A 24,225-nucleotide genomic window follows, 5' to 3' on the forward strand; every position below is an offset into this window, starting at 1 on the left:
GCAGTGCATCACCTCATGCCGCCGCTTATGCCGCCACTCAGGCCGGCATCTTCCGGAACGAAATCGCGAAGCGGTTCCAGGCATTGATCGCCGAGATGAGCAGTGTCAGGTCGACCAGTTCCTCGTCGCTGAAGTGCGGGCGCACCGCCTGCCATACCGCGTCGGGCACGTGATCGTGCGACACCAGCGTCACCGCTTCGGTCCACTCGAGCGCCGCGCGTTCGCGGTCCGTGAAGAACGGCGTTTCGCGCCACACGACGACGGTCGCGAGACGCCGCTCGGTTTCGCCGCCCTTGCGCGCGTCGCTCGTATGCATGTCGACGCAATACGCGCAGCCGTTGATCTGCGACGCGCGCAGCCGCACCAGTTCGGTCAGCGATTTTTCGAGCGCCGACTTGCCGATGCGCTCTTCGACGCCGAGCAGCGATTTGATCGCGGCGGGGTTGGCTTTGTAGAAGTCGAGACGTTGTTCCATGATGGGCTCCTGGGTTGATGGGACGCTGCGATGGATCGGACAGGTGTTAGCTTAGTCCGTCATCTGGATCATCAAAATGGCCGATTCCAGATATTTTCAGGTAGCCACTTTCGGGCGTTGAGCGGGGCCCGCATAGCATCCTTACCGCCGACGATGGCATCGTTGCCGCGTGCGGGCCGATTCGGTAAGGTGAGTTATCGACGCTTGCTTTGCGCCTTTCACCGTGATCCGGAGACCTGCCTCATGACCGTTGCCGCCGACCCGTCCTCTGTGTCCACCTCGCCGATCCGCACCGATGTCCTGATCGTCGGCGCCGGTCCCGTGGGTCTGTTCGCGGCATTCGAGGCCGGTGTGATCGGCCTCACCTGCCAGATCGTCGACATACTCGGAAGGGTCGGGGGCCAGTGCATCGAGCTGTATCCCGACAAGCCGATCTACGATATCCCCGCGATTCCGTCATGCACCTCGCGCGAACTGGTCGAGCGACTGGTCGCGCAATGCAAGCCGTTCGATGTGCCGATTCATCTCGAACAGCGCGTCGATACGGTCGAGCAACGCGACGACGGCCGCTGGACCGTGCGCACCCAGCGCGGCCTCGTGTTCGATGTCGCGGCGATCCTTCTCGCCGCCGGCAATGGCGCGTTCGTCCCGCAAAAGCTCGGGCTCCCCGAGGCCGTGCCGCTGGAAAAGCGCTACGTGCACTACAGCGTGGCGCGCCTCGCCGATTTCGCCGACAAGAACGTGGTCGTCGCGGGCGGCGGCGATTCGGCGCTCGACTGGGCGCTGGCGTTGCGCAAGGTCGCGCGGCGGGTGACCCTCGTGCATCGGCGCGCCGGCTTCAGCGCGGCAGATTCGAGCGTCGAGCTGATGCGGCGCGCGGTCGAGGCGGGTGAGATGGACTTCGTCATCGGCGCGATCGCGGCGCTCGAGGTGGAAGACGGCGCGCTGCGTTCGCTGACGCTGCGGCAGATCCATGGCGAGACCCAGCTCGAAGCCGAACACCTGATCGCGCTGTATGGACTCGTCGCGGATCTCGGACCGATCGCGCAGTGGGGACTGAAGATTCACGGCGGGCGTATCGATGTCGATACCTCGAACTACGAAAGCTCGCGGCCGGGCATCTTCGCCGTCGGCGACATCGCGAACTATCCGAACAAGCAGAAGCTGATCCTGTCAGGCTTTCACGAGGCGTCGCTCGCGCTGCGCAAGGCGTATGCATACGCGTATCCCGACAAGAAACGCGTGCATGTCCATTCGAGCTACGACACGAAGCTCGCGGAAAAGATCGGCGCGGCCGGTTGACGGCGTGCGCGCAAGCGCGGCGATGTCGAGCCGGACCGGCCATTGGCATCATTTTCCAGCGGGCTGACTCGCGGCGGCCGCGGCGCTCGCGGCCTTCTCTTTCTTCTTCGCCTCATGGTGACCGATCGCGCAGCCCGCGGCCGCACCCGCCGTCCCATGATGTCCGGCAACGTGGCCGGTCACCCCGCCCACGACCGCGCCTTTGGCGCAGCCTTCGGCCTGCGCGACGCTGGATGCGAAGCTCAATGCCGCGGCGAGGGCACACGGGGCCCCGAAGTTCATGGCGAAAGTCGTGAATACCTTTTTCAATTGACACTCCTGTTTTTGCTATCGAAGGGCAAAACGGAAAGCCGAAACCGCCGCGCGGCGACGCTTTCCGTGATGACCGACTAGCAATCGCGGGGCCTGCCGTTATAAGCTTTGCGCCTTGTGAGCCGGCGCGCGAGCGCCCTTCGCGCCGCATCCCGACCCATGCGGGGCCGCGCAACCGTTTTCGCGAAGGCTTCGGCGCCGGCCAGGCGCGAGGCTTGCTAAACACAACAATTCCAATTACGTGTCCGCCATGACCCAGCTTGATGCTTCTACTCTCCGCGTCCACGGCGAGCCCGCTCGAGTGCAGGCCGAGGCCGCGCCGTCGGCGCTCGTCGGCGTCGATTATTGGTCGCTCGTGCAGGCGATCTCGGACTACGCGATCTTTCTGCTCGACGCGAAAGGCCACGTCGTGAGCTGGAATGCCGGCGCGCAGAAGCTGAAGGGCTACACGGAAAGCGAGATCGTCGGCCAGCATTTTTCGCGCTTCTACACCGAGGAATCCGTCGCGCGCGGCTGGCCAGGCTTCGAGCTGGAGCAGGCGGCGCTCACCGGCCGCTTCGAGAACGAGGACTGGCGCGTGCGCAAGGACGGCACGACGTTCTGGTCGAACGTCGTGATCACCGCGATACGCAACGGGCAGGGCGAGGTCACCGGCTTCGCGAAGATCACGCGCGATCTGACCGCGCAGCGCGAATATCTCGAAGCGCTGCGCCAGAGCGAGGAGCGCTTCCGTCTGCTCGTCGATAGCGTGAAGGACTACGCGATCTTCATGCTCGATCCGCAAGGCTTCGTCGTCAGTTGGAACTCGGGCGCCGCGCGCATCAAGGGCTATACGCACGATGAAATCGTCGGCCGGCACTTCTCGCAGTTCTACGTGCCCGAGGAGGCCGCGGCCGGCAAGCCCGCGCGCGAGCTCGCGATCGCGCGGCAGATCGGCGCCGTCGAAGACGAAGGCTGGCGCGTGCGCAAGGACGGCTCGACGTTCTGGGCCAACGTGATCATCACGGCCGTCTATGACGAATCCCGACGCTTGCGCGGCTTCGCCAAGGTCACGCGGGATCTGACCGAGCGGCGCCGGCGCGAGGAGCTCGAGCGCTCCGGTGAGCGCATGCGCGAATTTCTCGCGACGCTCGCGCACGAACTGCGCAATCCGCTCGCGCCGGTGCGCAACGCGGTCGGCACGATGCAGATGGAAGCCAATCTGAGCCCGGTGGTCGCGCGTGCGCGCGATCTGATCGATCGCCAGGTCACGCACCTGACGCGACTCGTCGACGATCTGCTCGATATCGGCCGCATCATGTCCGACAAGGTCGAACTGCGGATTGCGCGCGTCGACCTCACCGAACTCGTCACGCGTGCGATCGAAGCGGCGCGGCCGTTCACCGACTCGCGCGAGCAGCGCGTGGTCGCGCAGGTAACCAACGCCCCCGTGAGCATTCGCGGCGACATGACGCGGCTCGTGCAGGTCCTGCAAAACCTGCTGCACAACGCATCGAAATTTTCCCCGCACGGCAGCGTGATCGAGATGCGTGGACGTGTCGACTTTCGCATGGCGGTGCTCGAAGTGCGCGACGCCGGCTGCGGTATTCCGGTGCGCTCGCTCGACAAGATCTTCGAGCTGTTCGCGCAGGAGAAGGAAGGGCAAAGTTTCGGCGAAGGCGGTCTTGGGATCGGCCTGACGCTGTGCAAGTCGCTCGTCGAAATGCATGGTGGCAGCATCGTCGCGAGCAGCGAAGGACCGGGGCTCGGCAGCACGTTCACTCTGAGTCTGCCGCTCTCGGCGCAGTCCGACACCGCGGAGAGCGGCGCGATCAATGCCGCGCCATACGTGCAGCCGCTGCGGATTCTGCTCATCGACGACAATCGCGATTCGGCCGACAGCCTCGCGATGCTGCTCGAACTGAAGGGCCACGAGGTGCGTATCGCCTACGAGGGCGAGCAGGCGCTGCAGATCGCGCCGCGCTTCTCACCGCATCTCGCGCTGATCGATCTGGCGATGCCGAAGATGGATGGCTATGCGACGCTCGCGGCGATGCGCGCGCTGCCCGAGATGGCTCGCACGATGTACGCGGCGATGACGGGCTTCGGTCATGCGAGCGATCTCGATCGCACTCGCAACGCGGGTTTCCATGCGCACCTGGTGAAGCCGGTCGAGATGGCGGTCCTCGACGCGTTGCTCACGAAGGCCGATGGTCGACTGAGCGGAAGCGGGGGGACGTAGGCGCTTTTTCGCTGCGCGGCTGCCCCGTGAGCTGGGGCACGATGTTTGCTGTGACTCTGCATACGTTCCGGTCCGCCGCCGCTCGGCGGGCCGCGGATCGAATCGGTGCAGGGAGGCACGATGCTCGACACGCGCGACCACGCGGCCAGCTTGAAGGCCCAGTCACGGCAGATCTCGAATCAACACGGCGGCCGCGCACCGCCGCTCGACGATTTCCTGCGCGACGCGCGCTTCGATGCGAACGATCCCGCTGCTCTCGGAGCACTGCTCGCTGATCTTATCGAGCGCGGCTACGATCGCGCGCCGAGCTTGCCGTTGCCAGGGCATGGCGAGACGCTGGTGCGCTGGCGCGCGCTGGCCGCCGTTGCCGCGTGCGACCTCGGTCTCGTCAAACTGTTCGAAGGCCATACCGATGCGCTCGCGATTCTCGCCGAGCTGAGCGGCCCGTTGCCGCCGCCGGCAAGCCGCTGGGGGGTGTGGGCCGCCGAAGCGCCGGACGCGCGAGTGCGCGCAGTCAGTGAAGGAATCCAGAACGCTTCTGGCGAGGGCGCTGAGGTGCGCCTGTCCGGTACCAAAGCCTGGTGCTCCGGCGCGCAGGCGCTCACCCATGCGCTCGTGACCGCATGGCGCGATGACGAGCCGGTGCTCGCGGCCGTCGCGCTGGACCAGAGCTCGATCTCGATCGACACATCGAAGTGGCAGGCCGTCGGCATGAGGGCGACCGCGAGCGCCGATGTGACGTTCAACGACACCGTGGCGACGCTCGTCGGCGCGCCGCATGAATATCTGCAGCGCGCGGGCTTCTGGCATGGCGGCGCCGGTATCGCCGCGTGCTGGTACGGCGCGGCCGCGCAGATCGGCCGCACGCTGCGCGACGCGTGCGCGCGGCGCGCGGATGCGCATCGGCTGGCTCATCTCGGCGCGACCGATGTCGCGTTGCGGTCGGCCGCCGCGGTGTTGCGTGAAACCGCCGCGTGGATCGACGCGCGACCTTCGGATGATGCGCAGACGCGCGTGTTGCGCGCGCGTCTGGCCGTCGAGCAGGCCGCGAGCGCCGTCATCGATCATGCGACGCGCGCGCTTGGCGCGGGTCCGTTGTGCCGCGACGCGCGCTTCGCCCGAGCGCTCGCCGACCTGCCAGTGTTTCTGCGGCAAAGCCACGCGGAACGCGATCTCGCCGCGCTTGGCGAACGGCTCGTTATGTGCGCTGACACGACCGCAGTGCCGGCATCGGATCACGCGTCGTTGCAAACACTCACATCGTGGACGCTATGACCTTTATTCCCCAGCCTTCGGAGGATCGCTGCGATGAGCTCGCCGATGCCGTACTTCGATGAACTTTACCGACGCAGCGACGATCCGTGGCGTTTGCGCGAAGGCTGGTACGAACGCCGCAAGCGTTCGCTGACGCTCGCGCTGCTGCCGCGGCCGCGCTATCGCAACGGCTTCGAACCGGGCTGCGCGAACGGCGAGTTGACGGCCGGGCTCGCGACGCGCTGCGACGCACTGCTCGCTGCCGATCTGCATCCGCGCGCCGTCGAGCTCGCGCGCGAACGGGTCGCGGGCGCATCGAACGTGCGGATCCAACAGCGCAGCGTGCCGTGCGAATGGCCGACGGAGCACGGGCCGTTCGATCTGATTGTGATCAGCGAGTTTGCGTACTACCTCGACGCGGCCGAGCTCGAAACGCTGGCCGCGCGCATCGCTGGTTCGCTGACGACCGATGGCACGCTGCTCGCCTGCCATTGGCGCCGGCCGTTCGCCGAAGCGCGCGAATCGGCCGACCGCGCGCACGCGCTATTCGATGCGCGCTGCGGCCTCGCACGTCTCGCGCATCACGACGAAGCCGACTTGCTGATCGACGTGTGGTCGCGCGACGCACGTTCGGTCGCGCAGCGAGAGGGGCTTCTATGATCGGCGTGATCGTCCCGGCGCATAACGAAGAGGCGTTGATCGCGGGGTGCCTCGCGGCCTTGCTCGAAGCGTCGCGACATGAAGCTCTCGCCGGCGAAGAGGTGCGGATCGTCGTCGCGCTCGACGCGTGCAGCGATTTCAGCGGAGCGATCGCTCGCGCTTACGGCGTGCAGACGCTGACGCTGAAGGCGCGCAACGTCGGGATCGCAAGGGCGCTGGGCGCGTCGCTGCTGCTCGCGCTCGGCGCGCGCTGGCTCGCGTTTACCGATGCCGACAGCCGCGTGTCGCCGGATTGGCTCGCTGCGCAATTGGCGCTCGGCGCCGATGCGGTGTGCGGCTCGATCGCCGTCGACGACTGGAGCGCGCATCCGCACAGCGTGCGCGAATATTTTCGCAAGACCTATGTCGACGCCGACGGACATCGTCACGTGCACGGCGCGAATCTCGGCGTATCCGCGCAAGCCTATCGGCGCGCGGGCGGCTTTCCGCCGCTCAAATGCAGCGAGGACGTTGCGCTCGTCGATCGCCTGATCGCGACGGGCGCGCGCATCGCGTGGAGCGCCGCGCCGCGCGTGACGACGAGCGCGCGTACCGCGGCCCGCGCGCGCGGCGGTTTCGGCGACACGCTCATTGCATGGGCGACGGATGGCGCGCTGGCCTGAGCGACGGCGCTGCGCCGCGAGCTGGTCTCGCTCGCAACCATCCGGATACCGGAGCAATGGCACGGCAATACGCCGCGGGGAGGACGAACATGATGGACGCGTTTTTCGTTCTATTCGGCCAGGGCAGGGAACTCGACCCGTTGCAGATGGGGCTGCGCTCGATCGTCGTGTTCGTGATCGCGATCGTGCTGATTCGCGTATCGGGGCGGCGCTCGTTCGGTCAGCGCACGCCGTTCGATCTGGTCGTCGTGATTCTGCTCGGCGCGATGCTGAGCCGCGCGATTGTCGGGGCGTCGCCGTTCATCGCGACCGTGGTCGCGTCGCTGGTGATCGTCGTATGTCACCGGGTGCTCGCGTGGGCGTTCATACGTTCGCGCCGCTTCGAGCTGCTGGTGTGCGGCGTCGAGCGCGAGGTGTTCAGCGACGGCAAGTTCCACGCGAACGAAATGCACGCGGCGCTCATCACGCGCACCGACATCGAGGAAAGCGTGCGGCAGAAAACCGGCTCGCGCTCGATGGACAACGTGGCCGCCGCGATCCTCGAACGCAATGGCGAGGTGAGCGTGATACGCAAGCGCGAGTGAGCGCCTGAACACGGGAAGGGCGGGGCGCGTTTGTGCGGGCGGGCTGTAAGGGCTCGACGCGCGGCTCAGCCGCGCCCGCCTCGCGAAATCTCCGAGCCCGCGCCGCGCGGCAAGCGCAGCGTGACCGGAATCGACGCGAACGAGCACAGCCCGACCACCAGAAACGCGGGCCAGAAATCCGACCACGTGATGCTCGGATGTCCATGCAGCGCGCGCGAAATCTGCAGCACGATCCCGCCGACCGTCACGCCGAGACCGAGCGACATCTGCTGCACGACGCTGCCGAGACTCGTCGCGCGGCCGACGTCGCGGCTCGCAATCTCCGCGTAGGTCAGCGAATTGAGGCTGGTGAATTGCAATGCAGGGAAGAAGCCGCCGAGCAGCACGACGACCCAGATGATCCACGTCGGCGTGTGCGGGAAAAAGAGTCCGCACGCGGCGATCGAAATGCCCGATAGCGCCGCGTTGAACACGAGCACCTGGCGAAAGCCGAAGCGGCGCAGCACGGTGGAGGCGATCGTGCGCATGAACATGCCGCCGAACGCGGACGCGCAGGTGATCAGCCCCGATTGGAACGCGCTCATGCCGTGGCCTTCCTGCAGCAGCAGCGGCAGAAGGAACGGCAGCGCGCCGAGACCGATGCGAAACAGCGAGCCGCCGAGCACGCTCGCCTGGAAAGTCGGCACCTTGAAAAAGCGCAAGTCGAGCAGCGGCAGCGCGACGCGCTGCGCGTACACGACGTAGATCGCGAGCAGCGTCGCGCCGAGCGCGCACATGCCGAACGCGTCGGTATTGGAAATCAGTTCGCCGCCGACCAGCGACAAACCGAGCAGCAGCAGCACCGCGCCCGCCGCCGACAGCAGGAAGCCGATCCAGTCGAGCGGGCCGGGGTCCGGTTCGCGCGTATTGGCGATATAGCGATTGGTCAGATAAATGCCGAGAATGCCGATCGGCACGTTGATGAAGAAGATCAGACGCCAGTGCAGATACGTGGTGATGAAGCCGCCGAGCAGCGGACCGGCAGCGGGGCCGAGCATCGCGGGCACGCTCAGATAATTCATCGCGCGGATGAAGTCGGCTTTTTCCACCACGCGAAAGATGATGATCCGCCCGACCGGCACCATCATCGCGCCGCCGACGCCCTGAATGAAACGCGCAACCGTGAAAGTGGCAAGCGAGTTCGACGCCGCGCACAACAGCGAGCCCGTGACGAAGATGCCGATCGCCGTGCGGAACACGGTGCGGGCGCCGAACTTGTCGGCGAGCCAGCCGCAGACCGGGATGAAGACGCCGAGCCCGAGCACGTAGCTCGTGACCGCGATTTTCAGCGTGACCGGGTCGCGGGCGAAATCGCGCGCCATGGCCGGCAGCGCGGTGACGATCACGTTGGCGTCGACGCTTTCCATGAACATCGCGCACGCGACGATAAGGGGCGCAATCAGAGCTTTCTGAGTCTGGGCGACGGTCATGGCGGCGAGGCTGCGGCGAAGCGTCGCAGGCAAAGGGGGCATTATTGCACCTGTACGGTGCGGATTGTTAATACCTGCAGGGCCGATGCCGACCCTTTACATTTTTTGTATCCGACACGCGACGGCGGCGGTGCGACACCGCCAATAAATATTGATTTTTGTTGCGCTGCGGCACGAGATGGCTATAATCGGGTTATCGCTTAGGTATAAACCCTTAGTCAGGAGCCGCCATGAACACCGCATCGACTGTCGTCCGTTCCACCCCCGCCGCCACCACGTTCTTCGGCAAGCTGCGCGCGCTGGCGCTGCATGCGCTGAACCTGCATCTGCAGAACTGCGCGGTGATCGCCGAAGCGTATCGTCGCCCGCAATAAGCGCATATTGCGCGCGCGGGCCGCGCAAGACCCGCCAACCGTGTCGATGCCCGCTCGTGTAGCGGGCATTGTGCTTTCTGGCCCCGCCAGGCAGGGCGCGTTCAGCGCGTCATCCGCGCCGTCGACATCAGTCCCCAAAGAGTAGCCCTCCCCTCGGGCCAGTTCTGGCCCGCCATCGCCGTTTCCCTTCCAGATATCGCTCGCGCGCGCTTTTGACGCGCGACGCGTAGGCGAATCGACAGCAAAATTGCTATTGCTGTCAACCTTTTGCACGTTTTGCCGTTATCACTTTGTAATCGCCGCCACAGGCGATACCGCGCGTGACGCACCCGTCGCGGCGACCGCTCTCGCAAGGCCCGCATTGACCATGTTCCACCGACTTCAACACAGCTTCGAGCGCCTGCGCGCGCTGCTCGGCCGTGCAGCGAAAGTGCTTGGCAGCCGGGGACTTCTGTCGCCCGTGCTCGCGCTCGTTATTTGCGGGCTGCTGCTGGTCGTGCTGCAGCATCTGTCGGAGGCGGTGAATTACCGTTCGGTGATGCGCGAACTGCGCGAGCTGTCGCCGCGCGAGTGGATCGGCGCGCTCGGCGCGACCGCGCTTAGCTACGTCGCGCTGGTCGGGCGCGACGCGGTCGGCCTGCGCTATCTCGGCGCGAGCGTGCCGCGCGCGGCGCTGTGGGTCGGCGCGACGGCCGGCTCGGCGCTCGGCAATGCGACCGGTTTCGGCGCGCTGACGGGCGGAGCGGTGCGCGCGCGCGTGTACGGCGTCGCGAACATCACGCCCGCGCAGATCGGCCGCATGACCGTGTTCACGAGCGTGTCGCTCGCACTCGCCCTGGTATTGATGACCGCGCTGGGCATGCTCGGCATGGCTGCACAGCTCGCGCCGATGCTGCATCTGTCGCCGGTCGCGCTGCGCTGGAGCGGCGCTGCGCTGCTGATCGCGCTGGCGCTCGCCGCCGCCGCGTGCCGCCGCGAAACGCGGCCGATTCGCACGCGCTGGCAGTGGCTCTCGTTCGATATTCCCGCGCGCCGTGATCTGCTCGCGCAGATCGCGCTGGCGGTGCTCGACGTGGTCGCCGCAGGTCTCGCGCTGTGGGCGTTGCTGCCGCATGCGAACGTGAGCTTCATCGGCTTCATCACCGTCTACGCGGCCGCGATGCTGCTCGGCCTGATCGGCCATACGCCTGGCGGGGTCGGCGTGTTCGAGGCGGCGATGGTGTTCACGCTGAGCGGCAGCGTGCCGATGCATCAGATGGTCGCCGCGCTGCTCGCGTATCGCGCGATCTATTTCGGCGTGCCGCTGATCGTCTCCGCGGCGCTGCTCGCGGGCTTTGAGGGGCGCGCGCTGAAGAACCGTCTGTCGATGCTGCAGGCGCAGCGCGTGTCGGAACTCGCGCCGCTGTTTCTGAGCCTCGTTACGTTCGTGGTCGGCGGCATGCTGGTCATCTCGAGCGCGACGCCGGCGTTCTGGCAGCGCATTCATGTGCTGCGCGACGTGGTACCGCTGTGGGTGCTCGAAAGCTCGGCGATGCTGTGCAGCGTGCTCGGCGTGCTGCTGTTGTTCGTCGCGCGTGGGCTGCTGCGGCGGCTCGATGCGGCATGGTGGATGACGCTCGCGCTCGCATTGCTGAGCCTTGCGCTGTCGCTGACCAAGGGTCTCGCATTCGTCGAAGCTGGTGTGCTCGGCATGCTGATCGTGCTGCTGCTCGCGACGCGCAAGCGCTTCAACCGTCATTCGTCGCTGTTCGCCGAGCGTTTCACGGCCGGCTGGCTCGTGTCGATCGCGATGGTGCTGATGTTCGCGACGTGGGTCATGCTGTTCGCTTTCCGTGATGTGCCGTACACGCGCGACCTGTGGTGGCAATTCGCGTTCGACGAGCGCGCGCCGCGCGCGCTGCGCGCGACGCTCGCCGCCAGCGTGTTCGCCGCGACCTTTTCGTTCTGGCAATTGCTGCGTCCGGCGCCGGGCCGCTTCGTGAAGCCGGCGCCCGAAGATCTGCTCGACGCCGCGCGCATCGTGCGCGCGCAGGAACGCAGCGATGCCGGTCTCGCGTTGATGGGCGACAAGAGCTTCCTGTTTTCGGAATCGCGCGAGGCGTTCCTGATGTACGCGAAATACGGCCGCACGTGGGCCGCGTTGCACGATCCGGTGGGGCCGCGCGAAGAGTGGGCGGGTCTCATCAAAAAGTTCGTCGCGCTCGCGCATGCGCACGGCGGTCGCGCCGCGTTCTACCAGGTGCGCGCGAATGCGCTCCCGCTGTATCTCGACGCCGGCCTCACGCTGATGAAGCTCGGCGAGGAAGCGCACGTCGTGCTCGACGACTTCGATCTGAAGGGCTCGCACCGCGCGCATCTGCGCTATGCGTTGAAGCGCGGCGAGCGCGACGGCTTTAGCGTCGAAGTGATCGATCAGGCGCGTGTGCCGGCGTCGCTCGAAACGCTGCGCGGCATTTCCGATGGCTGGCTCGGCAGCCACGATGCGCGCGAGAAGAGTTTCTCGGTCGCCGCTTTCCACGACGAATACCTCGCCGCGCAGTCGGTGATGCTGGTGCGCCAGAACGGCGAACCGGTCGCGTTCGTCACCTTCATGACGACCGATATGAATACCGAGGCGACCGTCGGCGTGATGCGTCACGTCGAAAGCGCGTCGCCGTACGCGATGGAATATCTGTTCACGCAACTCGCGCTGCATCTGAAGCAGGCGGGCTTCCGCTCGCTCAGTCTCGGCATTGCGCCGCTCTCCGGCGTGCAGCCGACTCCGCTCGCGTCGCGCTGGCATCGGCTGGCCGGCATCGTGTGGCGCTTCGGCGGCCGCTTCTATAACTTCCGCGGACTGCGTGCTTTCAAGAGCAAGTTCCAGCCGCGCTGGGAGCCGCGTTATCTCGCGGCATCCGGTTCGGGCGTGTTCTTCACGCTCGCGGACCTGTCGCTGCTGGCAGGAGGCCGGCGTTCATGACATTGCATCCGTTGTTCCGGCTCGCCGTCGCGGCGAGCGTTCTGAGTTGCGGCGCGCTCGCGCACGCGGCCACCACCACCGTACCGGGCGGCCGCTATGGCGACGTGCGCGTCACGCAGCCCGAGGGGCCGCTGCGCGGCTTCGTCGTACTGTATTCGCAGGCGAGCGGCTGGAGCGCGGCCGATCAGCAGAGCGCCGATGCGCTCGCGAAAGCGGGCGCAATGACGGTCGGCGTCGATACCGCGCGCTACGAGGCCAACCTTGCCGCGAAAAAGGAAACCTGCCATCAACTGGTGGGCGATGCCGAGGCGCTTAGCCATCAGCTCGAACGACAATCGCAGTCGAGCCGCTACTTCGCGCCGATCGTCGCGGGTACGGGGCAGGGCGCAACGCTGGCGATGCACGTGCTCGAGCAGGCGCCGTCCAATACGATCGCGGGCGCGGTGTCGGTCGACGCCGACCGCACGCTCGACGCGCGCTTCGAACCGTGTCCGCCCGACCCGACCGTGATCCGCGACAAGGTGCCGGGCTTCGTCGAAAAGGCGAGCACGGGCAACGCCGATCGCGCGCGTCTGGTCGCTTTGCTGACGCCGCATCTGCAGCCGGTCTCGACGAGTGCCGACGACGTCTCCGACCTGCCGCTGATCGAGTTGCCGGCCGCGCATCCGAACGGCCTGATGGCGATCGTGATTTCCGGCGATGGCGGCTGGCGCGATCTCGACAAGACGATCGCGCAGGCCTTGCAGAAAGATGGCGTGTCGGTGGTCGGCTGGGACAGCCTGCGCTATTTCTGGAGCGAGAAGCCGCCCGCGCAAACGAGCCGCGATCTCGCGCGCGTGATGCAAACCTATGGCGAGCGCTGGCACGCGCAGCACGTTGCGCTGATCGGCTACTCGTTCGGCGCCGATGTGATGCCGTTCGCGTATAACCGTCTGCCGCAGGCGCAGCGCGACAAGGTGTCGCTGATGTCGCTGCTCGGCTTCGCGCCCGACGCCGACTTCCAGATCCGCGTCGGCGGCTGGCTCGGCATGCCCGCGAGTGACAAGGCGCTGAACGTGCGGCCCGAGTTGACGCATGTGCCGCCGTCAATCGTTCAATGCTTTTATGGCGAGAGCGAGACCGACACGCTGTGTCCGGCGCTCGACAAGAGCGGTGTAGAAGTCATCCGCACCTCCGGCGACCATCACTTCGGCCGCGATTACAACGCGCTGGAGCGACGCATTCTCGCGGCATTCAAGAAGCAGAGCGGCGTGCGCGATTGATTGCGGCGTTGGCTGTATCAGCGGGGCGCGCTTTACGGCGCGCCCCGTTTTTTTGCTGCTCCGTTCTGGCCAGAACCGTGGTCCGCGGAGATTGACAAAGCCTGCCAAGTCGACGAAGATCGTCGGCATGAACTGCCTCGACATCCGTATTGCGCTGATTATTAGCATCATTCATCGAATGGTGGGTTAGCGCGCGTCGACTTGCAGTGACACATAACCCGCCAAACGAGGCGGGTTTTTTTATGTCCGCTTTCAGGTTCATTCTCTACCTGCCTCCTGGCGAACATGCTGCGATTGCCATCGATGGATGTCGATCGCGGTTGATTCGTTGTTGCATCGAACGTTGCCACCCAGGAGCTTGCCGTGCTGTTAACCGAACTCGAACAGGCCGCCGCAGCGGCCGGGCGCGTCGCGCCGTCTCACGACTACCTGAAAAAGACCCTGACCGCGCGCGTCTACGACGTGGCGCGCGAGACCGAGCTCGAACGCGCGCCGAACCTGTCGGCACGGCTGCGCAATCCGGTTTATCTGAAGCGCGAGGACAACCAGCCGGTGTTCTCGTTCAAGCTGCGCGGCGCGTACAACAAGATGGCGCATATTCCGGCCGAAGCGCTCAGTCGCGGCGTGATCACCGCGTCGGCGGGCAATCATGCGCAGGGCGTGGCGTTGTCGGCCGCACGCATGGGCGTGAAGGCGATCATCGTCGTGCCGGTGACGACCCCGCAGCTCAAGGTCGACGCGATCCGCACGCATGGCGGGCCGACCGTCGAGGTCGTGCAGTTCGGCGAATCGTATAGCGATGCCTACGGTCACGCGGTCAAGCTGCAGGAGGAGCGCGGCCTGACCTTCGTGCATCCGTTCGATGATCCGTACGTGATCGCCGGCCAGGGCACGGTGGCGATGGAAATCCTCAGCCAGCATCAGGGGCCGATTCACGCGATGTTCGTGCCGATCGGCGGCGGCGGTCTCGCGGCCGGTGTCGCCGCATACGTGAAATCGGTGCGCCCGGAGATCAAGGTGATCGGCGTGCAGACCGATGATTCGTGCGCGATGGCCGCGTCGCTGAAGGCGGGCGAGCGCGTGACGCTGAACGAAGTGGGCCTGTTCTCCGACGGCACCGCGGTGAAGCTCGTCGGCGAGGAAACCTTCCGCCTGTGCAGCGAATATCTCGACGAAGTGCTGCTCGTGAACACCGATGCGCTGTGCGCCGCGATCAAGGACGTGTTCCAGGACACGCGCAGCGTGCTCGAACCGGCGGGCTCGCTCGCGGTGGCGGGCGCGAAGCAGTACGCCGAACGGGAAGGCATCGAGAACCAGACGCTGATCGCGATCACGTCGGGCGCGAACATGAACTTCGACCGCATGCGCTTCGTCGCCGAACGCGCCGAAGTGGGCGAAGCCCGCGAAGCGGTTTTCGCGGTGACGATCCCCGAAGAGCGCGGCAGCTTCAGGCGCTTCTGCGAGCTGGTCGGCACGCGCAGCGTCACCGAATTCAACTACCGGATCGCCGACGCGAACTCGGCGCATATCTTCGTCGGCGTGCAGATCCGCAACCGCAGCGAACCGGCGCAGATCGCCGGCGCCTTCGAAGCGCACGGCTTCGCGACCGTCGATCTGACCTTCGACGAACTGTCGAAGCAGCACATCCGCTACATGGTCGGCGGCCGCTCGCCGCTCGCGCGCGACGAGCGACTGTTCCGCTTCGAGTTTCCCGAGCGTCCGGGCGCGCTGATGAAATTCCTGTCGTCGATGGCGCCGAACTGGAACATCAGCCTGTTCCACTATCGCAACCAGGGCGCGGACTACAGTTCGATTCTGGTCGGCATTCAGGTGCCCGAAAGCGACCACGCGGCATTCGAGCGCTTCATCGAAACGCTCGGCTATCCGTGCTGGGAAGAAACGAAAAATCCTGTCTACCGACTGTTTCTCGGCTAGTCGAAGCTCGTTTAGCGGATCGGGGTTTACCTGAGTGGACGCCACGCCGGCAGAACGAGCCGGGTGTCGTCCAAATCGCCGGAAAGCCCCGCCACTCTTGCGTTTACGGCCGATACAGCGACACTGCAGGGGCTCCTGCCTCACACCTTCTATCGCGCAGCGCGATACGGCCTATCCGCCATATCGCGTTGCGGGATAGGTGTCACGATCGTCACACTGAGCGCAAATTTCATCACCGCATTCAGGAGACATCTATGCGCACCCAAGTTGGCATCATCGGTGCAGGGCCTGCCGGCCTGTTTCTTTCCCATCTGCTTCATCTGCGCGGTATCGACTCGGTCGTGCTCGAAACGCGCACCCGCGATCAGATCGAATCGACGATCCGCGCCGGCGTGCTCGAGCAGGGCACGATGGACCTGCTTACGCAAACCGGCGTCGGCGAACGCATGAAAGCCGAAGGCGCGCTGCATCACGGTTTCGAACTCGCGTTCGACGGTAAGCGCCGCCGCATCGATCTGACCGATCTCACCGGTCAGGCGATCACGGTTTATGCCCAGCATGAAGTGATCAAGGATCTCGTCGCGGCGCGTGTCGCCGCGGGCGCCGAACTGCGTTTCGGCGTGTCGGATACGTCGGTGCACGGCATCGATACCGATAAGCCGTCGATCCGCTATCGCCACGAAGGCGCGGAGCACGAACTGCAATGCGACTTCGTGATCGGCTGCGACGGCTCGCAAGGCGTGTCGCGCCAGGCTATTCCGCAGGCGCTGCGCAAGGATTTCGAGCGCGTCTATCCGTTTGGCTGGTTCGGCATTCTGTGCGAAGGCCCGCCGTCGTCGGACGAACTGATCTACGCACGCCACGAGCGCGGCTTCGCGCTGATCAGCACGCGCTCGCCGAACGTGCAGCGCATGTATTTCCAGTGCGATCCGAAGGACTCGGTCGACAATTGGTCCGACGATCGCATCTGGGCGGAACTGCATGCGCGCGCCGATTCGGACGAGGGCCATAAGCTCATCGACGGCAAGATCTTCCAGAAGAATATCGTCGGTATGCGCAGCTTCGTGTCGACGACGATGCAGTACGGCCGCCTGTTCCTCGCTGGCGACGCCGCGCATATTGTGCCGCCGACCGGCGCGAAGGGCCTGAACCTCGCGGTCGCCGACGTGAACGTGCTCAGCAAGGCGCTCGACGCGTTCTACAAGGAAAACCGCACTGATCTGCTCGACCGTTATAGCGAAACCGCGCTCAAGCGCATCTGGCGCGCCGAGCACTTCTCGTACTGGATGACCAGCATGCTGCACCGTATCGAAGGCGCTTCGGCGTTCGAGCAGCAGTTGCAGGTTGCCGAGCTCGAGTACGTGACGACGTCGCGCACGGCCGCGACGGTACTGGCGGAGAACTACGTAGGCGCCGCCGGCGCGCAAATGCAGGCGAATCTGTAAATGCCACTGCAAGCACCGCGCGATCGTCGGGATCGCTAATTGATCGACAGATCCCGATGCGCGGCCGCCTGAAACTCCTTGGGCGTGACACCGGTCTGCTTGCGGAAATAGCGGCTGAAATAGGCCGCGTCTTCGAATCCGAGCGCATGCGCGATCTGTTTGATACTCGAACCCGAGTAAACCAGGTCGCGTTGCGCCTCGCGTATCAACTGGTCGTTGACGAGCGACAGCGGCGAATGGCCAAGCTCCTCACGACAGATGCGGCCCAGTTGCGCCGCGGTCACCCCCAACTTTCCCGCGTAAAAATCGATTGGCAGATGCTCGCGCACGTGCGCGGCGATCAGTTCGCGCAGCCGTTTGATCTGCGCGGCGCGCCGGTCATTGACGGTCGCACCCGCGCTTAACGCGGCATCGGTCAGACGCGCGACCTGCACAAAAAGTGCAATCATCAGCGACATGCCCGCGGCGATATGGCCGCGCGCGCTGCCCCGAAATTCCTGCTCCAGCAAACCGAACAACGGCATCAACGTGCGCTCGCCGATGGCGGGCCGCACGGGAATCAGCGCGGGCCGTTGCAGCACCGGCATGAGGCCCGGCGACACCGCTTTCGAAATCGTCTCCAACGCGCGCTGTGCGGCGGTAATCACGAGCCCGTCGATCTCCGGCGAAAACACGAAACCATGCACCGTTTGCGCCGGAAGCAGGATCAGGCATGGCGCTTCGATCGTGAGCTTTTCGCTCTCGATCAGCACGTAGCCCGAACCGCTGCGGATATAGAGAATCTGCAGCAACGCATCGTGCCGGTGCGCGGAGATATGCCAGTCGTTCGGCCGACTGCGCTCGACTATCCATTCGAAATTGAACGCGTCGTACCACGGCGGCCGCGCGGACTCTCCGTACAGATCGTAGTTAGGGATATTTCTCATGCAGTTTGGTCTCCTATGTTCGAATTGTCCTGCGATGCGCTGCCTTTGTCCAATTTCGTCCCGAAGCGCGTGGCTATACTTTTTTCCATCGAAGACGCGGCCGAATGCCGTCCGCGCGGCATGACCCAGAGAAGTGCACGCGGATGGAACGCCTCGCGCATCGCGAAGCAATCGCCAATGCGAACGGCTTTCTCATGTCGGACGCGGCCAGCCATATCACGGGCCCGGTCCTAAGCGTCGATGGCAGCTCGCACGCCTACGGCGCGGCAGGCGACCATGCAATTCGAACAACAAGAAAATATCTCTTCATCTCAAGGAGACATAGCAATGACCAAGCAGAAAGGAGCACGCACATGAGCCGCTCCGAACGCAGTGTAGATGTGCAGGCCTTCATCGACGGACAGCGTTTCTCGCCGTTTCAGTGGACGATTCTGGTGCTGTGTTTTCTGGTCGTCGCGGCCGATGGTTTCGACACCGCCGCGGTCGGCTTTATCGCGCCGTCGCTCGTGCAGCAGTGGGGCATCGCGCGCAGCGCGCTCGGCCCGGTGATGAGCGCGGCGCTGGTCGGACTCGGCATCGGCGCGCTCGCGGCCGGCCCGTTCGCGGACCGCATCGGACGCAAGACGGTGCTGGTGCTGTCGGTGTTCTTCTTCGGGCTGTGGAGTCTCGCGGCGTCCCGCGCGACGTCGATCGAATCATTGACCGTGCTGCGCTTTTTCACCGGCCTCGGTCTCGGCGCGGCGATGCCCAATGCGGTCACGCTGATGTCCGAGTACGCGCCCGCGCGGATTCGCGCGGTCGCGGTCAATGCGATGTTCTGCGGTTTTTCGGGCGGGCTCGCGCTCGGTGGCTTCGCGTCCGCATGGCTGATTCCGAATCTCGGCTGGCCGAGCGTGCTGGTCGCGGGCGGCATCGGCCCGATCGTGCTGAGCGTGCTGCTGATTTTGCTGCTGCCGGAATCGGCGCAATTCCTCGCGGTGCGCAAGCGGGCCGATCAACGGATCGCGCGAATCCTGCAACGCATCGCGCCTCACGACCGCTTCGACGGATGCCGCTTCTTCGCGGTCGACGTGCGCCGCAATAGCGCCGACTCGCGCTCGCAGTGGGCGCTCGCGATCATCCTGTCGGCGCGCTACCGTTTCGGCACGCTGATGCTGTGGCTCGCCTATTTCATGGGGCTGCTGATTTACTACCTGCTGACCAACTGGCTGCCGACGCTGTTCAAGGACACCGGCTTCTCCGGCGAAAAGGCGGCGTTGATGACGTCGCTGTTTCCGCTCGGCGGCATCCTCGGCAATCTGTGCGTCGGCTGGGTGATGGATCGCTTCGCCGGCCATCGCGTGATCGCGTTCACCTATGTGCTCGTCGGTGCGCTCGTGCTGCTGGTCGGGCGGGGCGTCGGCCATCAGGTCTGGCTCGGCACGCTGATCTTCCTGACCGGCACGGTCGCGACCAGCGCGGTGACGTCGATGTCGGCGCTCGCGGCAAGTTTCTACCCGACCCGGGCGCGCGCGACGGGCGTGGCGTGGATGCTGGGAATCGGCCGGGTCGGCGGCGTGGCGGGCGCGTTCGTCGGCGCGGCGTTGATGGGGCTCGGCTGGCAGTTCGGCGCGGTGTTTAGCCTGCTCGCGGTGCCGGCCGTGATCGCGGCGGGCGGGGTGGTGCTGATGATGCGGCGCGAGCCGCTCGATCACGCATCGGTCGATGACAACATCGGCGCGATAGCGATGGAGTGAAGTCCGGCGTCGGGCGTGCCGCTACGCTCGAACAATGCGCGACCGCTCAGGTCGCGCGCAGCAACGCCATTTCGTTGTGCAGCAGCGCGAGCAATTCGTCGTCGGTCGGCCGCGTGCCCCAGTGGCGCGCGCCGGCCACCGACGCGATCGCTATCCACGAATGCGGTGGAAACCATTCGCGCACCAGCGTGCCGTCCTGGCGCAGGCACAGCTGGCCGGTCAGCTCGCTGTATTCGGCGCAGATGTGCGCACCGTCGACCTGCGCGCTTACTCGTCTCGGATCATTGCGTAGCACGTCGTCGCTCCTGTCAAAGGGGTGGCGCGAATGCAAGCGCGGCATGGTGGCGCGATTAACGCCACCTGGCTTCCATCAATGGTCATGCCCGTGACCGTGCCAGCCGTTGTCGTGCCAGTCGTTGTCGTGCCAGTCGCGATGCGGGCCGCGTGCATCGCGCCATTCGTCGTGGTGACGTTCCCACTCGCGACGCTCCCAATAGCGACGACCATCGTAGTAACGATCGCCGTACCAGCCCGGCGCGATCACGACCGCGGGCGGCGGCGGAGGCGCATACACGGGCGCGGGCTGCACATAGACCGGCGGGGGCGGCGGAGCCTCGACCACGGCGGGCGCGACCGCGATGCCCGGCACACCGATATTCACGCCGACATCGACGTGCGCGAAAGCGGCCGTCGATGCGCCGATCGCGAGACCCGCGACGACGCTCAACGATATCCAGCGGTTGCGTGAAAGACTCATGATTGTTCTCTGTTGTGTGGATGTCTCTGATGGAGTGGCGAGCCGGACGCGCACCTACTGCGCGTGATGGCCCGATCAATAGCGTTCGTAGTAGTGGTCGTGATGCGGATGATCGCCGCCAGGGACGACGATGCAGCCGCTCAACGCGCCGCCGAGCGTGGCGGCAAGAATGACCAATGCGAGAATTTTTTTCATGATGTTGCTCCCTGAAATCTGTGATGCGAGTGCCTGTCGTGCGAAGCGTTTCATCTAAACCGCTTTCGTTTGAACCGAACTCTACTGAGCGGCGCGATTACCGATGTGTTTGTGTGTAACAGGACGTGTCGATTGGAGGTCACATCGATACGTTCACGCGAGTGCGATGAACGGAGAGGGAAAGCGCCGGGGGTGAGATGTCGAAATGCCGGGCGATAGTCAGGCGTGCGGGCAAACCCTTGAAGAGGCTATGAAAAAAACCGCATTCAAGCGCCGGCGATGCATGGATGCGGAGCGAAGGTTCGGCGCATCGATGGGTGAAAAAAGAAGCGAATGGAATTTCGCCTTATCTATGCCGCGCAGATACATTCGGTTGCAGACTGGTCATCGGGCTCGCCATGCGTTCGTGCGAGCACGATGAAATGACGCCACACCTGTAGCGTCATCTGGCTGTCTTACTGCGCGGCCGCGGGCTCCTGGGCGGTCGCTTCGCGATAGCCGAGCCGCGCCGAAATCGCGAGACCGGCTTCTTTGAGCAGCGCGACGTAATGCTGCTTCGTGTCGGCGCCACAGCGCATCGTCGGAAACGAAATCGACAGACCGGCGATCACGCGGCCGAAGCGGTCGAACACCGGCACCGCGATACATTGCAGGCCTTCTTCCTGCTCCTCGTTGTCCTCGCCGTAGCCCTGCTCGCGTACGTGCGGCAGGATGCTCAGCACCGCTTCGGCGCAGGTCAAGGTTTTCTGCGTCGACTTGCGGAATTCGATGTGCGAGAGCACGTCACGCGCATCGGCCGGGTCCATCCATGCGAGCAGCACCTTGCCGATCGCCGTGCTATGCAGCGGATTGCGCCGGCCGATTCGCGACTGCATGCGCAGCCCGTAGTCGGCATCGATCTTGTGGATGTAGATGATCGCGTCCTCGTCGAATGCGCCGAGGTGTACCGCTTCGCGCGTCATCTGGCCGATGCGGCGCATGTCGACGTCGGCCTCGCGCACCAGATCGACGCTTTCGAGCGCTTTCGCGCCGAGCTCGAACAGGCGGATCGTCAGCCGATAGCGCTCGGTTTCGACTTCCTGAGTCACGTAGCCGAGCGCCTTCAGTGTTTGAATCACGCGATGCACGGTCGTCTTCGACATGCCGAGCCGTTGCGACAGCTCGCTGATGCCGATCCGCCCGGTGTCGCCGATCGCGCCGAGAATCGCGAACACGCGCCCGATCGACGACGCCGATTCGCCTCGCTCACCGCTGTCCGCATCCAGCGCCTTATCGAGCGCTTTGTCGCGCGCAGTGCTTCTCGCCATGTTTCTCGCCGTGTTCCTGTCTGTTCCCGTTGCCGCCATGTCCATCATTCCCTGTCTGTGCCAAGCCGCGCCGCTGTCGCATCGAGCCGATGCTCGCCCGGCGCGAGAGCATAGCGCGTCGCGCGCGCTGGTGGCGAGCTTGTGTCGAACCTAGCGCGCGAGCCAGCCGCCATCCACCGCCAGTGTATGCCCATGCACGTAGTCCGACGCCGACGAGGCGAGAAAAACCACCGGCCCCGCGAGATCGTCGGGTACGCCCCAGCGGCCGGCCGGAATGCGCCCGAGAATTTCCTGCTGGCGCTGCGCGTCGTCGCGCAACGCGGCGGTGTTCGCGGTCGCCATATAGCCGGGCGCGATCGCGTTCACGTTGATGCCCCGCGCGGCCCATTCGTTGGCGAGCAGTCGGGTGAGACCGAGCACGCCGCTTTTCGACGCGGTGTACGACGCGACGCGAATACCGCCCTGGAACGACAGCATCGACGCGACGTTGATGATCTTGCCGCCGCCTTGCTGCCGCACGAACTGACGCGCTGCCGCCTGCGACAGAAAGAACAGGCTCTTCAGGTTCACGTCCATCACCGCGTCCCAGTCGTCTTCGCCGAACTCGAGCGCATCTTCGCGGCGGATGATGCCCGCGTTGTTGACCAGCACGTCGAGGCGGCCAAATGCTTCGACCGCGGCGCGCACGATGTCGTCGACCGATGAGGTCGACGCGAGATCGGCGCGCACGTCGGCGAAGCGACGTCCGAGCGTCTCGACGCGCGCGGCGGTCGTGCCCGCGTCCGCGCGGCTGACGCCGACGATGTCGCAGCCGGCCGCGGCGAGCGCGACCGCCATGCCGGCGCCGAGGCCGGTGTTGCTGCCAGTCACGATGGCGACCTTGCCGCTCAGATCGAAAGTATTCATTGTGGTCGGGCTCATGTTCGCTCAGCGCAGCTCGCGAACCGCGAGATGGTCCATGTCGCCGAACACCTGGTTCTCACCGGCCAGCCCGGCGAGATCACCGCCTGCTCGTTGCGCACGACGATATGCCGGGTTTCGTGCGGCTCGGCCTGTCTCACATCCATTGATCGTTCTCCTGTCGGTATGCGGGGCGCGGTGCCGCCTTGTGCCGAGACTGTAACGCAGAATCGCAATTTCGGAACATCGGTCCGAAAGTTTTTCGGCGAGCGATCGCGGCTGGAATGGGCTACTGAGACTGACCGGGTAAACGATAGTCAGGTTTAAGAAATAAAGCGGAACGACGTTCCTTTCATGATGCTATATTGCGCCCGATAGGGAGAGCCCAGCGCAGACCGGGACACCAACACGGGTCATTGATCCGATAACGGGGCGTCACCGTCCATGGAGGAGACATGAAGATCAAGAAGGCCATCGACCGCATTCCAGGCGGCCTGATGTTGGTGCCGCTACTGCTCGGCGCCTGTGTGCATACGTTCGCGCCCGGCGCGGGCAAATATTTCGGCTCGTTCACCAACGGCCTGATTACCGGCACCGTGCCGATTCTAGCGGTATGGTTCTTCTGCATGGGCGCAACGATCGACCTGCGCGCGACCGGCACCGTGCTGCGCAAGTCGGGCACGCTGCTCGCCACCAAGATGCTGGTCGCATGGATCGTCACGCTGATCGCGGCGCGCTTCATTCCGATCGACGGCATCAAGACCGGGCTCTTCGCGGGGCTGTCGTTGCTCGCAATCACGACCTCGATGGACATGACCAATGGCGGTCTTTACGCGGCCGTCATGCAACAGTACGGCACGAAGGAAGAGGCGGGCGCGTTCGTGCTGATGTCGGTCGAATCGGGGCCGCTGATCAGCATGATCATTCTGGGTGCCACGGGTGTGGCGTTCTTCGAGCCGCGGCTGTTCGTCGGCGCGGTGCTGCCGTTTCTGATCGGCTTTGCACTGGGCAACTTCGATAGCGAGCTGCGCGAGCTGTTCGGCCGCTGCGTGCATCCGCTGATTCCGTTTTTCGGCTTTGCGCTCGGCAACGGCATCGATCTGAACGTGATCGTCACTAGCGGTTTGCCGGGCATCGTGCTGGGGCTCGGCGTGATCGTCGTGACCGGCGTGCCGCTGATTCTGGCTGATCGCTGGATCGCCGGCGGCAATGGCGCGGCGGGGCTCGCGGCGTCGTCGACGGCGGGGGCGGCGGTCGCGAATCCGGCGATCATCGCCGACATGATTCCGAGCTTCAAACCGCTGGTGCCGGCCGCCACCGCGATGGTCGCCACCGCTTGCCTCGTGACCGCGATTCTGGTGCCGATCCTCACGGCGCTGTGGGTGCGCCGGCATCATCCGCGCGGCACGCTGCGCGAGGAGTTCGCCACGGTGACGCAGGCCGCGCCGCTCAATGAGTAGCGCGATGCACTTGTTTGAATGAGTCAGTAG

The 24,225-nt window shown here is 65.2% G+C and carries 22 protein-coding genes and 1 pseudogene; 13 read left to right on the top strand and 10 right to left on the bottom strand.

Annotation, left to right across the window (positions count from 1 at the left end; genetic code table 11):
* Positions 1–37: 37 nt before the first annotated feature.
* Complete coding sequence (locus AB3X94_RS03000) at positions 38–475, bottom strand: carboxymuconolactone decarboxylase family protein (protein ID WP_176108382.1); 438 nt, start codon at positions 473–475, stop codon at positions 38–40.
* Positions 476–718: 243 nt separating this feature from the next.
* On the opposite strand from AB3X94_RS03000, the gene AB3X94_RS03005 reads away from it, so the two are divergent.
* Positions 719–1,777: an NAD(P)/FAD-dependent oxidoreductase gene (locus AB3X94_RS03005; RefSeq protein ID WP_368610735.1), complete on the top strand. Its 1,059-nt coding sequence runs from the start codon at positions 719–721 to the stop codon at positions 1,775–1,777.
* A 48-nt stretch (positions 1,778–1,825) separates the two neighbouring features.
* Here the strand turns inward: AB3X94_RS03005 and AB3X94_RS03010 are convergent, their stop codons facing one another.
* Entirely contained in the window at positions 1,826–2,059 is a 234-nt protein-coding gene (locus tag AB3X94_RS03010; protein WP_368610736.1) for a hypothetical protein, read from the bottom strand.
* A gap of 280 nt (positions 2,060–2,339) precedes the next feature.
* Between AB3X94_RS03010 and AB3X94_RS03015 the strand changes: the two genes are divergently transcribed.
* The 5 genes from AB3X94_RS03015 to AB3X94_RS03035 all read left to right on the top strand — a co-directional run bounded on the left by AB3X94_RS03015 (position 2,340) and on the right by AB3X94_RS03035 (position 7,470).
* Complete coding sequence (locus tag AB3X94_RS03015; RefSeq protein ID WP_368610737.1) at positions 2,340–4,310, top strand: PAS domain S-box protein; 1,971 nt, start codon at positions 2,340–2,342, stop codon at positions 4,308–4,310.
* 120 nt (positions 4,311–4,430) lie between these two features.
* Entirely contained in the window at positions 4,431–5,585 is a 1,155-nt protein-coding gene (locus AB3X94_RS03020) for an acyl-CoA dehydrogenase (RefSeq protein ID WP_368610738.1), read from the top strand.
* A 33-nt stretch (positions 5,586–5,618) separates the two neighbouring features.
* The gene (locus tag AB3X94_RS03025) at positions 5,619–6,224 is read left to right on the top strand and encodes an SAM-dependent methyltransferase (protein ID WP_176385015.1); all 606 of its coding nucleotides are present in this window, start codon (positions 5,619–5,621) and stop codon (positions 6,222–6,224) included.
* Complete coding sequence (locus tag AB3X94_RS03030; RefSeq protein WP_176108387.1) at positions 6,221–6,886, top strand: glycosyltransferase family 2 protein; 666 nt, start codon at positions 6,221–6,223, stop codon at positions 6,884–6,886. The genes AB3X94_RS03025 and AB3X94_RS03030 overlap by 4 nt, the downstream gene beginning before the upstream one ends.
* A gap of 89 nt (positions 6,887–6,975) precedes the next feature.
* Entirely contained in the window at positions 6,976–7,470 is a 495-nt protein-coding gene (locus tag AB3X94_RS03035) for a DUF421 domain-containing protein (RefSeq protein ID WP_176108388.1), read from the top strand.
* Positions 7,471–7,535: 65 nt separating this feature from the next.
* On the opposite strand, the gene AB3X94_RS03040 is transcribed toward AB3X94_RS03035, so the two are convergent.
* Positions 7,536–8,939: an MFS transporter gene (locus tag AB3X94_RS03040; protein ID WP_368610739.1), complete on the bottom strand. Its 1,404-nt coding sequence runs from the start codon at positions 8,937–8,939 to the stop codon at positions 7,536–7,538.
* A gap of 230 nt (positions 8,940–9,169) precedes the next feature.
* Between AB3X94_RS03040 and AB3X94_RS03045 the strand changes: the two genes are divergently transcribed.
* The 3 genes from AB3X94_RS03045 (at position 9,170) to AB3X94_RS03055 (ending at position 13,534) form a co-directional block, all read left to right on the top strand.
* Entirely contained in the window at positions 9,170–9,313 is a 144-nt protein-coding gene (locus tag AB3X94_RS03045; RefSeq protein ID WP_013089588.1) for a hypothetical protein, read from the top strand.
* 367 nt (positions 9,314–9,680) lie between these two features.
* Entirely contained in the window at positions 9,681–12,272 is a 2,592-nt protein-coding gene (gene mprF, locus AB3X94_RS03050) for a bifunctional lysylphosphatidylglycerol flippase/synthetase MprF (RefSeq protein ID WP_176108390.1), read from the top strand.
* A complete protein-coding gene (locus AB3X94_RS03055; protein WP_368610740.1) occupies positions 12,269–13,534 on the top strand; it encodes a virulence factor family protein in 1,266 nt (421 codons plus the stop codon). Before mprF ends, AB3X94_RS03055 begins: the two co-directional genes overlap by 4 nt.
* On the opposite strand, the gene AB3X94_RS03060 is transcribed toward AB3X94_RS03055, so the two are convergent.
* The gene (locus AB3X94_RS03060) at positions 13,506–13,796 is read right to left on the bottom strand and encodes a hypothetical protein (protein ID WP_368610741.1); all 291 of its coding nucleotides are present in this window, start codon (positions 13,794–13,796) and stop codon (positions 13,506–13,508) included. The two genes, AB3X94_RS03055 and AB3X94_RS03060, sit on opposite strands and share 29 nt — an antisense overlap.
* Positions 13,797–13,897: 101 nt before the next feature.
* On the opposite strand from AB3X94_RS03060, the gene ilvA reads away from it, so the two are divergent.
* On the top strand, positions 13,898–15,469 hold the full coding sequence (ilvA, locus tag AB3X94_RS03065; protein ID WP_368610742.1) for a threonine ammonia-lyase, biosynthetic: 1,572 nt from the start codon (positions 13,898–13,900) through the stop codon (positions 15,467–15,469).
* A 254-nt stretch (positions 15,470–15,723) separates the two neighbouring features.
* The gene (locus AB3X94_RS03070) at positions 15,724–16,914 is read left to right on the top strand and encodes a 4-hydroxybenzoate 3-monooxygenase (protein WP_176108393.1); all 1,191 of its coding nucleotides are present in this window, start codon (positions 15,724–15,726) and stop codon (positions 16,912–16,914) included.
* Positions 16,915–16,949: 35 nt separating this feature from the next.
* On the opposite strand, the gene AB3X94_RS03075 is transcribed toward AB3X94_RS03070, so the two are convergent.
* Positions 16,950–17,840: a helix-turn-helix domain-containing protein gene (locus tag AB3X94_RS03075; RefSeq protein ID WP_176384845.1), complete on the bottom strand. Its 891-nt coding sequence runs from the start codon at positions 17,838–17,840 to the stop codon at positions 16,950–16,952.
* Positions 17,841–18,193: 353 nt separating this feature from the next.
* Here AB3X94_RS03075 and AB3X94_RS03080 point away from each other — a divergent pair, with 353 nt between their 5' ends.
* The gene (locus AB3X94_RS03080) at positions 18,194–19,576 is read left to right on the top strand and encodes an MFS transporter (protein ID WP_368610743.1); all 1,383 of its coding nucleotides are present in this window, start codon (positions 18,194–18,196) and stop codon (positions 19,574–19,576) included.
* A 46-nt stretch (positions 19,577–19,622) separates the two neighbouring features.
* Here the strand turns inward: AB3X94_RS03080 and AB3X94_RS03085 are convergent, their stop codons facing one another.
* The 5 genes and pseudogenes from AB3X94_RS03085 to AB3X94_RS03105 form a co-directional block, all read right to left on the bottom strand.
* On the bottom strand, positions 19,623–19,871 hold the full coding sequence (locus AB3X94_RS03085) for a hypothetical protein (protein ID WP_026228520.1): 249 nt from the start codon (positions 19,869–19,871) through the stop codon (positions 19,623–19,625).
* Between the two features lie 75 nt (positions 19,872–19,946).
* Positions 19,947–20,333 carry a hypothetical protein gene (locus tag AB3X94_RS03090; RefSeq protein WP_368610744.1) on the bottom strand — a complete coding sequence of 129 codons (387 nt, stop codon included), beginning with the start codon at positions 20,331–20,333 and terminating at the stop codon, positions 19,947–19,949.
* Between the two features lie 650 nt (positions 20,334–20,983).
* A complete protein-coding gene (kdgR, locus tag AB3X94_RS03095) occupies positions 20,984–21,835 on the bottom strand; it encodes a DNA-binding transcriptional regulator KdgR (protein ID WP_246392039.1) in 852 nt (283 codons plus the stop codon).
* A 150-nt stretch (positions 21,836–21,985) separates the two neighbouring features.
* On the bottom strand, positions 21,986–22,756 hold the full coding sequence (gene kduD / locus AB3X94_RS03100; protein ID WP_176108398.1) for a 2-dehydro-3-deoxy-D-gluconate 5-dehydrogenase KduD: 771 nt from the start codon (positions 22,754–22,756) through the stop codon (positions 21,986–21,988).
* A gap of 6 nt (positions 22,757–22,762) precedes the next feature.
* Positions 22,763–22,884, bottom strand: a pseudogene (locus tag AB3X94_RS03105) (5-dehydro-4-deoxy-D-glucuronate isomerase); the annotation flags it as partial.
* 306 nt (positions 22,885–23,190) lie between these two features.
* On the opposite strand from AB3X94_RS03105, the gene kdgT reads away from it, so the two are divergent.
* A complete protein-coding gene (gene kdgT / locus AB3X94_RS03110) occupies positions 23,191–24,195 on the top strand; it encodes a 2-keto-3-deoxygluconate transporter (RefSeq protein ID WP_176384834.1) in 1,005 nt (334 codons plus the stop codon).
* The last annotated feature ends 30 nt before the right edge of the window (positions 24,196–24,225 follow it).

The organism is Paraburkholderia sp. BR10923 (assembly GCF_040948765.1).
In the GTDB taxonomy this organism is placed as follows: Bacteria; Pseudomonadota; Gammaproteobacteria; order Burkholderiales; family Burkholderiaceae; genus Paraburkholderia; species Paraburkholderia youngii.